Raw genomic sequence first — 14,970 nt, forward strand, 5'->3', positions numbered from 1 at the left:
GAGCGGACATTTTCTTGGAGCAAATGACTCTGAAGTGGCAAGATGATTATCTGAAATTCATAACAAATTTTTGGTGTACTACGAATGAATGTTGCATCGGTCAAAGGAGATTACTGATGATGAACGAACGCTACCCAGTGGACTTAGTTATTTCGCTTCAGGACTTCAATGCTTCAAACTGGAAGGATTCAATTGCGCAAGCTACCCGTGAGGGTTATCCAGCTATGTGGCAAGCACTGTCGAGTGCTGCGCGTGAGGCTATTGATCAGGGGAGAATTGAAAATGGAAAGGTATTATGGTTGCTTGCAGATGCCTGTTCGATGATGCTTTCGCTATCAAGTCCTAATGAACCCTTCAAGCCTTATGCTGTCTACCATGACCGCAGGTCAGTTATTCCTGATGATCTTTCTAATTCAGATATTCAATTCTTCGCTGATATCATTGATGAGGTAGACAATGATTGGCTGAAAGCACGACTCAGTGATTTAGTTTGGTTGAAGAGCAAACCACGTAATATCCGATTCGCCCTGAAGGCTATCGATGCTTACCGCAGTCTTCCTCTAGACACTGAAACATGGCTACATGGAGGACGAGACTGTTGGCCTCGCGCCATAGTCTTGGCCCGAATGCTTAGAGACGGTGCTGGTGATAGACTCCAGCAAATAGAGACGGCAATTGTTGCTGCGTTTAATGCGTCTATCCGAGCCGACGGTTTTCTTGGATTGTGGTTGGCTGACCTTCTAAAATCGAACCGTTTAGGGTTGTCAAATCTGACGGATATCTCTACGAAGCTAGAAATACTGGCTCGCGAGTTTGATGATGAGGGGGATTTGCATAAGTCGAGGGAGTATTTTTCTGCTGCTGCCAGTTGGTATAAGTTGATTCCTGACGAGGCAAAAGCTGCAGAAATGACAGTATTACTCGCTGAAGGATGGGTAAAAGAAGCCGTTGAGCGAACCGCATCTGAAAGCCCTAGCCACATGGTGGCGGCGAGCTTTTATGAAAATGCCATTCAGATATACAGAACAGTTCCTCGGGCCGTACGCTCGGTTTATCAGGTCGATGAGCGAATTGCCGAGTTGCGAACCCACCTAAATTATTCTGGAGAGAGAGCTCTAGGAGAGATGGGAGTATTTCAAACTCGTGGAGTAGATCTTACTCAGCTCATCGAAAACGCGAGGGAATCTGTCACAGGGAAATCTGCAGAAAATGCGTTGCTCGCATTTGCGAACATATATCGTGGCGTAAATGCAGATAAAATGCGCAAAAGTGCATTGGAAAGAATGCGTCAACATCCCTTACAATCATTGTTTGCGGCAACAGTGATGAGTGGTGATGGTAGAGTCATTGCTAAACGTCCAGCTATGGGGCTCGGTAAGGAATTGTCAGAGGACGATGAAATTGCTATTCGAGCTGAGATGATTCGTGATTATGGAATCTTAGTTAATATTGTCGTTCAAGCCGACATCTGGCCTGCTCTTGAAATACTTTTGCTTGAGCATCGGTTGCGCGAAAGTGATTTTATCGAGTTAGCTCGCTCTTCTCCCATTGTGCCTAAAGACCGAGTTGGCCTTTTTGGAAAGGCACTCTTTGCAGGTTACGAACGTGATTTTGTTACCGCGCTTCATTTACTGATCCCTCAGATAGAACACTTGGTGCGAATGCATCTTAAACAAGCAGGAGCCAAGACCACTAATCTCGACAAGGATGGTATTGAGAACGAAAATGGTATGAGCACGTTGATGGGATTGCCAGAGGCCATGCAAGTATTTGGCAAAGATTTCGTCTTTGAATTCGAATCGTTGTTCTGTAACGCCTTTGGTCCAAATTTGCGGAACGAATTGGCTCATGGGCTGCTAGATGAGGATGGATGCAATTCCCCCTTCGCTATTTATGCATGGTGGTTAGCTTTAAAAATAACATGCAATACATGGTGGAACTCAGTTAACCCTATTCCTGCCACTCAATACGGTAGTGAAGAACAAGCTGTGGACTAGTTCGTGCCGCTGAAAAGTGGAGTGTGCATAAATAGAATTCTTTATTATCCTAAAAATGCAGGGGGGCTTACATGTATACATTTGCCCCTTTCATTCGATACCACACTGTGATGTTTTAATGTCCGCTCCTGGCACGAAGCAGCCCCAAAAGGGATTTCAATGGGCTGCTATGAGCGAAGAGCGGACATAAAAATTTCGCGCATGAACTAATCGAAAGCTTACTCAGATTATGTCGCTCAGGTAAAAGACTTTCTTTTTTGTAGAAAGTGGCTGGACAGTTTTAGGGGCAGCTTATGTTTCTTCCTGTAAGCCTGAGCTTATCGGACATTAAACCAACCTGCAGAGTCTTCAATAACGTTCCAGAGCTTTTGAGGAATAGCGAGTGGCTCCACGTCGTCAACGCCCACGTCGAGTGCGACTGGGTGTGAATATTCTCCTTTCGCAATTTTGACCCAGTCAGGATTCATGACTAATCCCTGACCAACTGCGACAAGAGAAACCCCCGATGCGATAGCTTGCTCAGCCTGCTCTGGAGTTCTTATTTGCCCTGCGGCAAGGAAAGGGATACGCCCGCTGAGATGGTCTCGAACGATTTCAATGATTTTAGGACCTTTTGGCTCATCGACTGGTCTGGCTTCCAGTGCATCACCCAGTGAGACATGAAGGTAGTTGATACCAACGCCTATCAAGTTATCAATGAGCTGGAGAGAGTCTTTTATGCGCAAGCCATCTTCATGTGATTCGTCAACAGTGATCCGATAACCAAGCACAAAAGGACCAGTGGCATGTTCGGTAATAGTTTTACGCACTTCACTGGCAACAGCGAGAGGAAAACGCATACGGTTATCTAAAGAGCCACCCCAGCAATCGGTGCGCTGATTAAAATGCGGCGAGAAGAAATTCTGCAGTAAAAAGCCATGTGCGCCATGCAGCTCAACACCATCGAAACCAGCTTCAATAGCACGTCGTGTTGCTTCACCAAACGCCTTAACGATCGTGATAACTTCCTCATGTTGAAGTCCACGGGGCATAACTGAGGGCGCCGATGGACCGGCATCTCCGGGAACGGCACTTGCGGCAACAATGTCTGAAACGAGGTCCGGACTTGTTTTGACGCCCGCGTGGAAAATTTGCAGGATCGCCGGAGCACCCCCGCTTTTTGCTGCTGCTGCAAGTCGCTTCAGGCTGGGAATAAATTTGTCATCATAAGCAGCAAACTCATCGGTAAATCCAATACCATTTTCCTGTACATGCGTGCAACCGGTAATGACCAGCCCAATATCCTTCACACGTAAACGGTAATAAGCCTCTTCATCTTCAGATACCGTGCCGTCGACGTTACCAGACCAGGTCGTCATCGGTGCCATCACAATACGGTTACGTAAAGTAATACCTTGGCCAAGTAAGAATTTTTCAAAAAGTGCAGTGTGTTTCATTGATGACTTTCCTTACGCTAAATTTTTCTTAAAGAATGGAGCTAGCTTTTTAGCCGCAGTAGTTGCCCCTTCACCATCGTAGAGGTCCATGTGCGTCGCACCCGGGATGATATAGAATTCTTTTTGCTCAGAGGCTGCACTGGAATGCAGTTGCTGGCTATGCCAGAGTGATCCTGCTTTGCTACCGGCTATAATCAGAAGTGGTTGTGTGATGTAAACATCCGCCCCTTCAAATCCAGTAAAGGACGCCAGCGTGCTGATACTAGTCATTAACATCTGATTGGTTGATGTCGGGTAACTCCCGCGAGCTGTTAAATAGTAATCAGCGGCTTCCTGAAGGTCATATGGTGCTCTAGTGTCCCCAAGTTTAGGTACATAGTTGACATATACGGGGGCCCCTCCTGCGACTTCTTCCGAGCGCTGCTTAGCGACTGCATCCAGAGTTGGAATAAGCTCAGACTCATTTGTATTGCCTTCCCAGCCCTTGCGGGTTGCAGCACCCACATCGACCGCACTGACTGTTGCCAGCACTTTAATACGGCGCTCGGTCATGGCAGCTTTCACAGTAATACCACTACCGGCACAAACGCCCAGTGCACCGATGCGGGCGGTATCAACATAAGGCAGCGTAGTCAGATAATCGACAGCACTGTAAAAATCACCGACACGTTTCATAGGGTCATCAAGAAAACGAGGTAAACCACCGCTGGCTCCCTGATGTGACGCATCAAAGGCAAGCGTAACAAACCCTTCTCCCGCCAGCTTGAGCGCATACAGTCCTGCAGTCTGCTCTTTTACGCCCCCGCCAGGGTGGACGACAACGATAGCGGCATATTTTCGGTCTTCACGGAAATCTTTGGGAAAATAAACGTTACCCGACATCATAATCTCGTGATTTCTGAACATGACACTCTGTACGGTTACACCATCAATATGGGTTGTCGTTCCGGAAGCACGTGGCGTCGGGGCAAGCGCTGCTGTCCCCTTAGCTGCCATCAAAAAACCAACTGAAGCAACTGAGCTTCTCAGGATGAAATTTCGGCGGCTGAGTCCACCTGTTTTATTGCTCATAGCAAGACTCCTTCATTCATTTGATGACAGTGGTGAACAGGTCATTATTCATTTCAGAAGTCATCATACTTTGAATGATATTCAGAGATTAGATGCTTAATCATGCATAGGCTTAGAAGGGTATTTTCTTAATAATCTCGAATCGGCGAGATTCATGTAGTCGGGTCATGCATGCGGGAAGTTACACACTGTGGTATCTAAGAGCATCAAGTACCAGCATGAAGGCACGGGAATGCTGCTTCCGGCTGGGATAGTAAAGATGATAAGCAGGCCGTGGAGGGCACCAGTCAGCAAGAACCTGAACCAGCGTGCCATTTTTTATCTCGGCATCCACCGTGTCTTTTGGCAGGTATGCGAGACCTAGGCTATCAAGAGCCGCCTGACGCATCATACTTATTGTGGCAAATGTCCCCTGGCCATCAACGCGAACTTTAATCTCATTCCCCTCTTTGTAAAACTCCCATGTATAAACGCTTCCCAGCGTTGGCAGCCGTAACTTAATGCATCTATGGCGGCTAAGATCACTGGGGGTTAGAGGAAGCGCCTTCCCTTCAAAGTAAGAGGGTGAACCTACCACGGCAAAACTAAAGTTTTCCGCAAGCGGCAGGGAGATCATGTCCTTATCAACCTGCTCTCCGAGCCTAACTCCTGCGTCATAACGTTCTGCAACGATATCCTTAAGCCCATACTCGCTAATGATCTCAATATTAATATCAGGATATTCTAGGAGCATGGGCGCGAGTTTAGGCCAGAGAAGGGTTTCAGCTGCATGCTCAACCGAGGTGATGCGCACCGTACCAGCCGGCTTTTCACGCATACCACTGAGCGCTGCGATTTCATCCTCAATGTGATCGAAATGCGGACCGATACTATTGAGGAGACGTTCGCCAGCTTCGGTCACCGAGACGCTGCGGGTTGTACGCATCAGGAGGCGTATCCCCAGATGCGCCTCCAGTGTTCTGACTGTGTAACTTAATGCAGATTGTGAGATACCTAATTGCGCTGCTGCTTTGGTGAAGCTTTGTTCGCGTGCGACAGCGATAAAAGCTTGGTAATCGTTAATATTCTTTCTGCGCATTGATAACCCCTGTCAATTAATCAATGCTGATTATACCAGCTGGTGGCTTAATAGCGCGCGATGTGTATTAAACCTATTCAGACATTAGTCAAAATAAGGTTTCAATACTTCTTCAGCCCAGTTCATAAAAGCCCATACTCGTTGTGACAGATTGCGCGGATGCACGACGACGAAAGATGCATTTAGTGGATCGGGATGCAAGCCGGGCAGAACTTCTACCAACGTACTGCTTTTGATATGGGGAGCAAGTGCGGAATCCCCCCCCGAATTAATCCCCATCCGCCAGTCCTGCCTCATGGTAGGCCGGTACACTGTTGTACCATCATTGTGCCTGGTAACATTTTGCGCCGAAATTCCGCGAGTAATGAATCATTCGGTGTCGCTGGCTAAGAGGAATATAAAACTGTGGGACCGTCCGATAAGAACAACGTCCGCTCATGGCACGAAGCTGCCTGTCACGCTGTGACTGTACATCAGAGATCGACAGACAGCTTTGAGCGAGGCATAGCTTTCTCGCAACAGGGTGATGACGGCCTGACGCCAATAGCGCTCAACGATTTTATTTTTGAAGTAAACCGGCCGCCAGACGCCGTGTTTGAGGCACAACCCTCCGCGAATGACGGACAGATGAATGTGCGGATGCTGATTGAGCTGGGGCTAGTTGTTTGCAAAGGCGGGCCAGAGTTTATCGGGCATGGTGAAGGTGATGTGCTGCCATTCGCAGTCGGGTAGGATGTGCTGTTGCTCAGCAATCCATTGCTCGGTGGCTTTCATGCCACAGGCGTTGCAGCCTTTGCTTTTACAACTTTGGCAGAAGTATTTGGTGTGAGAACAGTGGGCAGAAGCGCAACAATAGCGGCGAACGCCCATGCCGCCGGTTCCGCAGGCGAGCATCCGCTCGACGACCAGTTTGGTCCATTCGGGGACGAGGTTGCCGTGTTTAGTGAGTAACTGGCCCCAGCCATCATCAATCTGGAAGAGGAGTTTTGCTGGTCGAGGTATGTGCATACACGGCAGTATAGCAAGCGACGATGGCTGAAAAAAGTCACTTTCTAACAGAGTCTTAGCTCCCGCCGCAGGCGGGCTATTGTTCAAGGCGGTTTTGAATTTATTGATCGGGTACTGATATCGACTCGTTCAGCCAGAAAATCCAGAAAAGCCCGCACACGCAACGGCAGATGACCACCCTGCCCGACATACACGGCATGGATTTCCTCTATATAGCCAGGATTGCAATCCTCAAGTACTGGTATCAGTCGGCCCGCACCGATATCCTCACGTACCTGAAAGGCAGCAAGACGCGCCAACCCTAGCCCAGCCAAGGCGAGACGATGCAACGCCTCGCCATCACTGACTTGAGCGTTGCCACTAATGGGTATCACGATATTCTTGTCACCCTGACGCAATAACCAGCCAGGTTGGACGCGTACGTAATTCGTTCCCAGACGATTGTGCTGGTATAAATCCTCTGGCGTCACTGGGGTACCATGGCGAGCCAGATAATCAGGCGACCCAACAATTATTTTGCATGTCTGACCCAATTTACGCGCCATCAGGTTAGAGCTTTTGAGCGGCCCCGCTCGCACGGCCACATCGGTACGTTCTTCCAGAAGATCGATGACCTCATCGGTCAGCATAATATCCAGCATGACCTCAGGATAACGCTCCAAAAATTCAGGTATCAGCGGTAGCAGGAAGTGATGCCCAAAGGGCACATTGGCATTGACCCTTAACCGACCACGTGGCGCGGCGTTTTCACTGGCACAGCGATCTGCCTCGTCCAAATCGGCAAGGATACGCACTACGCGCTCGTAGTAGGCACAGCCTTCTGGTGTCAGTTGCAGTTGTCGTGTGGAACGATTCACTAACCGTGTACCCAGCCGTTGCTCTAATCGTGCGACCAGCTTGCTGACAGCTGAGGGAGTTATACCACATACGCGGGCGGCTGCAGAAAAGCCGCCTAGCTCAATCACACGCACGAACACTTCTAATTCGCCGGAACGGTTGACTTCCTGGCGGGCCATATCTGCCTCCTTGATGAGTTTAATTCACAAATGCTATTCCGCTGAACAGTCTATCGTGATTGTGTCTTTGAATTCATAATTAATACACAATTTATTTTTGAGTTCACTAATATGAAAATGCATTTCAAATCATTTTTAACGACTTCATCGAGCATAGTTCTAACTTGGGGCCTTGTAGTGGGTACTGCCATGGTAACCACCACTGCGGTAGCTGCCACGCCGTCTTGGGTAGCAACCTGGGGGGCCAGCCCACAGCCTGTATGGGGTTCGAGTTTTCCGCTTCCCACCAATATACCAACCGAACTGCATGATCAAACAGTTCGCCAAGTGGCGCGTATCAGCCTGGGTGGAGAGCGTTTTCGTATCGTGCTATCCAATACCCATGGCAGTCAGCCACTCACCGTGGGCAAAGTAACCTTTGCACAGACACAGAACAACCACAGCATTGCGGCTGATAGCTTACGCACTGTGACATTTGGTGGCCAAGAAGCAGCGACGATCCTTCCTGGTGCTTTGTTGGTCAGCGATCCTGTAGCATCACACATACCTGCATTGACTGAGGTTGCCGTGAGTTTCTATCTACCGAAGGCTACCACTATGAGCACCTTCCACTGGGATGGACGTCAGACTAGCTGGATTGTTCCAGGAGATCAGACCTCAGCCCTGGAACTTAAGGTGACAGATGCTTCCACTCAGAGCACGACGGCACGTCCGCTGCTGGCAGGGGTTCAGGTTGAAACTGAACAGGCGGCGCAGACAGTTGTGGTTCTCGGAGATTCCATTACTGATGGTAACGCTGCAAGTCTGGACAAGAATAGCCGCTGGCCAGATTTCCTGGCTACTCGCCTTGCCTCGCATGGTATCAGTGTTATCAACTCTGGCATCTCCGGTGCCCGGCTTCTGTCTGACGGCATGGGTGTCAATGCATTGGCACGGTTGGACCGTGACGTGTTGGCTCAACCAGGAGTGCAAAGCGTTATTGTCATGATAGGGATTAACGACATTGCCTGGCCGGGTACCATTTTCGCTCCACAGAGCCCAAGACCCACACTCGAGGCGTTAACAGCCGGCTATCGCCAACTGGCTGAGCAGGTTCATGCTCGTGGTCTCCGTGTTATCGGTGCAACACTGACGCCATTCGAAGGGGCATTGCCTGGTACACCGATGGACAATTATTACCAACCAGAGAAAGAAGCCTTACGCCAACAGGTGAATACTTGGATACGCCAGAGTGGCACCTTTGATGCCGTTATTGATTTTGATAATGTGTTACGTGATCCTGAGCATCCTACCCGCCTGCTGTCGCGTTTTGACTCTGGTGACCGGCTCCATCCTGGCGATGAAGGTAACCGTGCGATGGCCGAAGCGGTTGATCTTAAAATCTTATTTCCCGGCAACAATACCTTATTGAAGCCCACCCACTAACAGGAACACCAAACTATGCTTTTACCCTCTATTGGCTAGGCAATCTGGAACTGATCAACCGCATCGTTAGCCGTCCATAATATGTGTGGGTAACGTCACATGATGGTCGGGGACATAAAATAGCCAGCTACTACCGGGAAAATATCAGCGGTACGAAACTTGACCGTCCGGAACAGGGACGCTTACTGATGGGCAGTCACCGCAATGATATTTTGCTGGTCGGGCTGATAGAGCAACACTAGCTGAGGATTGTCAGCCATAATGTAGCTACATCATGGCTGGCGCTGACAGATAATGCCCCTTCGGAGGCTGACTCGATCACCCACGCCGTGATAACTGCCATCAACAATATGCTTATCGACCTGATGATCCGCAAGATTATGTGTCTTACGAAAAAACGAGGCCTGACTTATTCGTTTCTCTTTGTCCGTCCTGATGGTACTCAACTCATCCAAATCGGCAAATTAATAGAAGCTGAACATATCAAACCTGTGATCGACAAGGTGTTCCCCTTTGCAGAGGCTAAGGAGGCTCTTGCCTACCTTGCACAGGGGCACGCGAAAGGAAAAGTGGTCGTTAAGATGCAGGAGTGATAACAACTGAATTCTAAATCTGTGAAAGGCGATAATCACCAAGAACAATCTCCGCAAATTTGATCATATATCACAGCTATTAAGTAGCTAGATTGATAGAACTCACAGCTCAGAGTAGCCAGTCAGATACTTTGCATTGTCGGTTTTGCATGAGCAGTTCACCCGAAACTCTGCGTGAGAGGCATGCATTAACAGCTCTACTTAAAGATTTCGCTGTGATGGGCAGTCAGCTTGCGTGTATGTATTATCCATAACTGTACAATCAGCTGGAACATAAATTCTCAATTGCACTGTTGCTGAGTGTGAACACTGATTTAACGCTGACGCTGTTCTATCTATAATGGCCTGCCGGGGGCCAAGACGCCACTCTTCGCTATTATAAAAAGATTCCTGAGATGACTTCAGCTCGGAGTGTAACGGTCAACTAAAATCGGACACGGATTTAGGCTCATTCTTGTAGCCGACGTTCATGTGCATTCGGCTATATATTTCCCAGCCGGTAATGCCGCCGTTTCAGATTATAAAAACTGTCAATATAATCGATAACGTCTGCAATAAGGTAGTTTAGAATTTTATATATAGATTCAATTTTGGTGTCACTGTACGGTGTTTTGTAAACTCCACGTGCTAATCAGCCAAAGTGCAGTAGGGTAGTAACAGTAGATAAATCAAATGGTTATGTAAGTGTAGGTTAAAGCGTAGGTTTTATTAATTTTATATAAATAACCGTTATTTATCAGTGTAAACACACAAATTCATCATCTTTTACGAAACATCAGCACTGCTGTCAGTGCTTCTTACCCATCCATCAAGCTTATCCGCCCATTCCTACATCATCACTTTCTGTTCATCGAGATAAATTGCATGGTTAAAATAATAATGAATCTGATGTTGGGTTTTAAATCAGACGGCGTAATATTTATTTTGTGAGCTAATAGCAATTTTGTACAGGCTCACAATATACAAATTAGTTGAGCGAATATTATCTATCTGCACCCGCAAACTCATAAGGCGTGATTATTTGCTCTCTGTTTGCATCCAAATAATCAGCCCACCATTGCATCATGAGTAATCGCTCTTCCATATGAACGGCCAAATGAGTGTAGGCTCCCCGAACTTCATTGCGCTCCATATGGCTCATCTGCCGCTCGACGGCATCTTTTGACCACAGTCGTGACTCAGTTAATGCACTGCATGCCATTGCTCGGAAACCATGTCCACATACTTCAGTTTTGGTGTCATAGCCGATAGTTCTTAATGCTTTATTTATAGTATTTTCACTCATCGGCTTATAGGGATTGTAATCACCGGGGAAAACTAATTCGTAGTCTTTTGATATCTCATATAGCTGGCGAAATAAGGCTAATGCCTGTTTTGATAACGGTACTAAATGAGGTAAGCCCATTTTTGCTCCTCGGCCAGAATAACGAACTTCAGGCAGCTCTTCCCTGTTTCCAGGAATAATCCACAGCGCTTTATCAAAATCAATTTCACACCAACGGGCAAAACGTAATTCACTGGAGCGGACAAATACCGTCAATGTCAGCATCACTGCCAAACGAGTTAATTCACGACCTTTGGTATAGTTTTCTATACGCTGTAATAGCTCAGTCAGCCGGTTGAATGGTAACGCTGGGCGGTGTTGTGTTTTTCTTGGTTGAACCGCACCTTTTAAGTCATGCGCGGGGTTATAACTAATCAAACCCTCCTGTACGGCATAGCGGAATATGGCAACTAATGTTGGTCCTAAACGTGCAGCGGTAACTGCATTTCCTTTCTCAGCAACGGTGCGTAATGGTGCAATTAAATCGCGAGTCTGTAACTTTGCGATACCGTGGGAGCCAATTAGGGGGAATAAATGATTCTCCATCGCGCTCAGTATTTTTGTTGCGGTGATGGGTTTCCATTCGGCATGTCCCAGTGTTCCGGTATGCCATCTACGCGCTACTGTTTCAAATGTATCTCCTGGCTGGGCAACTTGCTTATCTGCTTTTTTTTGTTCTTTGGGATCAACACCTGCCACAATAAGTGTCTTAGCTGCATCACGTCTTTTTCTCGCTTCACTGAGTGAAACATCGGGATAGACGCCAAAAGCTAAAGTTCCCTGACGACCACCAAACCGATAATTCATCCGCCAGTATCTGGCACCGTTGGGCTGGACAAGTAGATATAAACCCGCACCGTCAGTGAGTTTGTATGCTTTATCTTGAGCGGTAGACGAACGTACTTTCAAATCAGTTAGTGGGGCCTTAGCCATTATTGATTGCTCCAGATGCTAAGTTGAAGGTGAGTTTTATTATGAAGATGATTGGTAACCGAATGATGAATAAGAGGAAAAAATTTATCGGATAGCGGTGCCTGATCTTGACATATGGCTAATGAACAGTAAGTAGGGACAGTAAGACACATAGGTTTAGCCTCTTGTTTGATGGTATCTCAATACCAAACCAATAATACCATCATAAATACCATCATCAAAATGAGCTCTGGAGAACCCGGTTGAGATGTAGTGAGACGACGGATAGCTAAATAGTCTTTGTTTTTATTTGATTTTTAAGTGATTTGAATCTGAATGAGACACTATGAGAAGCGGTTGTGGTGTCCCCGACTGGAATCGAACCAGTAACTAGCCCTTAGGAGGGGCTTGTTATATCCGTTTAACTACGGGGACCCGTTTATCGGCAGGTTTTACGACCGATGAAGTAGGCTGCCGGGGCATTATACGCATTTTGACCGAGATAATAAGCAGTTAGCTGCCTGTTTGGTTACTCTGTCACCAACTCATGGTGAATAATGGGTGTCAGTAAGCAAAAAACATCTGTGCATAACCGCCAAACTCGGACAGTTATTCTTGTTGGGACGATGAATCTTTATCCACTTTGTCACCTTTTTTAGGTTGATGTGTCATATCACTGCGGATTTGCGCGTGACTTATCAGGGCAAAAATAAAGGTGCCGCCGATAATGTTGCCTGCAAGTGTCGGTAAGGCGAAGGGGTAAACAAATTGCTGCCAGGGTATTGAGCCGTTAAATACCAAGTAGAAAATCTCCACTGAGCCAACCACAATATGGGTCAGGTCACATAAAGCCACTAAATAGGTCATCAGGAAAATCACCCAAATCTTGGCACCGCCAGCCGAGGGCATCATCCATACCAAGGTGGCAATGATCCAGCCTGAAAATATACCCTTAGCAAACATCTCACTCGCAGAACTCTTCATTACGCCTTGAGCAATGCTGACAAACGCGGCGCGTGTGGCTTCGTCAAATATTGGCATATGAATAAAGGAATAAGCTGCTACCCCTGTGCCGATCAAATTACCCAATAGCACTAGCCCCCAGAGACGAAATAGCAGGATGAAATTTTGGCGGCTAGGTTTTTGCATTATCGGCAGCACGGGTGTGACGGTATTTTCGGTAAACAGCTGCTGGCGGGCCATAATGACAATAATAAAACCAAAGGTATAACCGATATTTTCCAGCAAAAAACTGGCCGCTGTATCGGGTAGTTTTGCGTGAAAAATACCCTTGGCAATCAGTGATGCGCCCATAGAAAGCCCTGCGGCAATCGCTGACCATAAGAGTGCAAAACTGTCGCGCTCTAACTCTTTTTCACCATCGACGCGGATAATTTCATGAATAGCCGCGGCCTTGGAGGGCAGTTTTCTTGCATTCACTTCAATTTCATTTCCTTCATGCCGCTTATCACTTTCCACTTTTAAATCGCCCTTATCTTGAGGCTGTTTTTTATTACTCATTGGGGATTCCTGGTTAGTCGGGGAAATAAGGTAATAGCCAAGTAATAAGCATAGTTGCAAATGATTGTTCGCGAATTTTGGGGCGATGAATCGCAAGTAAAAAGCCAATGAGTTTCGATGTTGTTGGTTTTTTCTACAGAATATTGATCTTAACCCGAATATTACCTCTATAAGGGTAGGGATAGCGTTAGACCCATACTACGTAAGGATTAAGCCTTTATGTTATCATTCGGTTTTCCTGAACTGACAATCCTACGGTGGAAGACAATCCCTCATGCTGGAAGCTAAAAATCTGACCTGCATCCGAGATGAAAGAAGCTTATTTCAACAGCTCAGTTTCTGTGTGGCTGCGGGGGAGATTGTGCAAGTCGAGGGGCAAAATGGGGCAGGTAAAACCAGCCTATTGCGTATTTTAGCGGGGCTTGCCGATGCTGATGAAGGGCAGGTGAATTGGCAGGGAGAGAATATTCGCCGCGATCGCGCCCGTTATCATCAGGATTTACTCTTTTTAGGCCATCAGCCGGGAATCAAGTCTGTACTGACCCCTTTTGAAAATTTAGCGTTTTATCAGTCTGTTTTTCAGCAGGTTGATAGCGCCACGATCTGGCAGGCATTAGCTCAGGTGGGGTTGGTGGGATATGAAGATTTGCCCGTGTCACAGTTATCCGCAGGCCAACAACGACGGGTGGCTTTGGCCCGTTTGTGGTTAAGCCCGGCTCCGCTATGGATTTTGGATGAACCTCTAACGGCAATTGATAAACAGGGCGTTAGTACCTTGTTGGCTCTATTTGTGGACCATGCCGCCAAAGGTGGCATGGTGCTGCTCACCACCCATCAGGATTTGGATGGTGTGGGGCAGCATGTGCGTAAAATCCGTTTAACCAACACGCAGGAGAATTAATGTTTATTAGCGTGTTGCGCCGTGAATTGAAAATTGCCTTCAGAAAAGGCGCAGAAATCGTGAATCCGCTCTGGTTTTTTCTGATTGTCATCACCTTGTTTCCATTGGGTATTGGCCCTGAACCACAGCTATTGGCGCGAATTGCGCCGGGTATAATTTGGGTCGCAGCATTACTGGCGTCGTTATTATCATTGGAGCGATTATTTCGTGATGATTTCCACGATGGCTCTCTTGAGCAGTTGCTGTTGTTGCCCAGCCCGCTGGCACTCACGGTGTTAGGCAAAGTGTGTGCTCACTGGGTGGTTACCGGGCTGCCTTTACTGATTTTATCGCCATTGGTGGCTTTATTGCTTTCCCTTGACAGTAACACTGCCATTGCCATGGCGCTGACACTGCTATTGGGGACGCCAACCTTAAGTTTTATCGGGGCAATTGGTGTGGCGCTGACGGTTGGGTTGCGCAAAGGTGGGGTTTTGCTGAGTTTATTGGTGTTACCGCTGTATATCCCGGTATTGATATTTGCTACTGCGGCCATTGATGCAGCTTCAATGGCCCTGCCCATTGATGGTTATTTGGCTATTTTGGGCGCGATGTTAGCGGGAAGCGCGACACTGACCCCTTTTGCTACCGCTGCTGCATTGAGAGTGAGCGTGCACTAGCTATTTAGGGTTGGTGGCAAGCTGATTAT

General features: G+C 47.4%; 11 protein-coding genes, 1 tRNA gene and 3 pseudogenes. 6 read left to right on the forward strand and 9 right to left on the reverse strand.

The annotated features are described in order from the left end of the window. The first annotated feature begins 116 nt into the window (after positions 1 to 116). A complete protein-coding gene (locus tag F0T03_RS07115; protein WP_159677580.1) occupies positions 117 to 1,997 on the forward strand; it encodes a DUF4209 domain-containing protein in 1,881 nt (626 codons plus the stop codon). A 317-nt stretch (positions 1,998 to 2,314) separates the two neighbouring features. Here F0T03_RS07115 and F0T03_RS07120 read toward each other — a convergent pair whose 3' ends face one another. The 6 genes and pseudogenes from F0T03_RS07120 to F0T03_RS07145 form a co-directional block, all read right to left on the reverse strand. After that, the gene (locus F0T03_RS07120) at positions 2,315 to 3,433 is read right to left on the reverse strand and encodes an NADH-dependent flavin oxidoreductase (RefSeq protein WP_159677581.1); all 1,119 of its coding nucleotides are present in this window, start codon (positions 3,431 to 3,433) and stop codon (positions 2,315 to 2,317) included. Positions 3,434 to 3,445: 12 nt separating this feature from the next. After that, positions 3,446 to 4,504, reverse strand: coding sequence for an alpha/beta hydrolase (locus tag F0T03_RS07125; RefSeq protein ID WP_246169940.1), 1,059 nt, complete (start codon positions 4,502 to 4,504; stop codon positions 3,446 to 3,448). A 181-nt stretch (positions 4,505 to 4,685) separates the two neighbouring features. Then, the gene (locus F0T03_RS07130) at positions 4,686 to 5,582 is read right to left on the reverse strand and encodes a LysR family transcriptional regulator (RefSeq protein WP_159677582.1); all 897 of its coding nucleotides are present in this window, start codon (positions 5,580 to 5,582) and stop codon (positions 4,686 to 4,688) included. A gap of 84 nt (positions 5,583 to 5,666) precedes the next feature. After that, entirely contained in the window at positions 5,667 to 5,861 is a 195-nt protein-coding gene (locus F0T03_RS21835; protein WP_208787099.1) for a type 2 periplasmic-binding domain-containing protein, read from the reverse strand. Positions 5,862 to 6,077: 216 nt separating this feature from the next. After that, positions 6,078 to 6,590, reverse strand: a pseudogene (locus tag F0T03_RS07140) (transposase zinc-binding domain-containing protein); the annotation flags it as partial. 83 nt (positions 6,591 to 6,673) lie between these two features. Then, the gene (locus F0T03_RS07145; RefSeq protein ID WP_159677583.1) at positions 6,674 to 7,606 is read right to left on the reverse strand and encodes a LysR family transcriptional regulator; all 933 of its coding nucleotides are present in this window, start codon (positions 7,604 to 7,606) and stop codon (positions 6,674 to 6,676) included. 189 nt (positions 7,607 to 7,795) lie between these two features. Between F0T03_RS07145 and F0T03_RS07150 the strand changes: the two genes are divergently transcribed. The 3 genes and pseudogenes from F0T03_RS07150 to F0T03_RS21590 form a co-directional block, all read left to right on the forward strand. Beyond that, complete coding sequence (locus tag F0T03_RS07150) at positions 7,796 to 9,031, forward strand: SGNH/GDSL hydrolase family protein (RefSeq protein WP_208787100.1); 1,236 nt, start codon at positions 7,796 to 7,798, stop codon at positions 9,029 to 9,031. Between the two features lie 107 nt (positions 9,032 to 9,138). Then, positions 9,139 to 9,399: pseudogene (locus F0T03_RS07155) on the forward strand (recombinase family protein); the annotation flags it as partial. Further along, positions 9,394 to 9,624, forward strand: a pseudogene (locus F0T03_RS21590) (zinc-binding dehydrogenase); the annotation flags it as partial. The pseudogenes F0T03_RS07155 and F0T03_RS21590, both read left to right, overlap by 6 nt. A gap of 982 nt (positions 9,625 to 10,606) precedes the next feature. Here the strand turns inward: F0T03_RS21590 and F0T03_RS07160 are convergent. From F0T03_RS07160 to F0T03_RS07170, 3 genes are all read right to left on the reverse strand, one after another. Beyond that, entirely contained in the window at positions 10,607 to 11,881 is a 1,275-nt protein-coding gene (locus tag F0T03_RS07160) for a tyrosine-type recombinase/integrase (protein ID WP_159677585.1), read from the reverse strand. 339 nt (positions 11,882 to 12,220) lie between these two features. After that, a tRNA-Arg gene (locus F0T03_RS07165) sits at positions 12,221 to 12,295 on the reverse strand. A gap of 174 nt (positions 12,296 to 12,469) precedes the next feature. Further along, positions 12,470 to 13,381 (reverse strand): formate/nitrite transporter family protein, encoded by a 912-nt coding sequence (locus F0T03_RS07170; protein WP_159677586.1) that lies wholly within the window; start codon positions 13,379 to 13,381, stop codon positions 12,470 to 12,472. 274 nt (positions 13,382 to 13,655) lie between these two features. Here F0T03_RS07170 and ccmA point away from each other — a divergent pair, with 274 nt between their 5' ends. Beyond that, positions 13,656 to 14,282, forward strand: coding sequence for a cytochrome c biogenesis heme-transporting ATPase CcmA (gene ccmA, locus F0T03_RS07175; RefSeq protein ID WP_159677587.1), 627 nt, complete (start codon positions 13,656 to 13,658; stop codon positions 14,280 to 14,282). Beyond that, entirely contained in the window at positions 14,282 to 14,941 is a 660-nt protein-coding gene (ccmB, locus tag F0T03_RS07180) for a heme exporter protein CcmB (RefSeq protein WP_159677588.1), read from the forward strand. The genes ccmA and ccmB overlap by 1 nt, the downstream gene beginning before the upstream one ends. Positions 14,942 to 14,970: the final 29 nt, after the last annotated feature.

The sequence above is a fragment of the Yersinia canariae genome, assembly GCF_009831415.1.
Classification (GTDB): domain Bacteria; phylum Pseudomonadota; class Gammaproteobacteria; order Enterobacterales; family Enterobacteriaceae; genus Yersinia; species Yersinia canariae.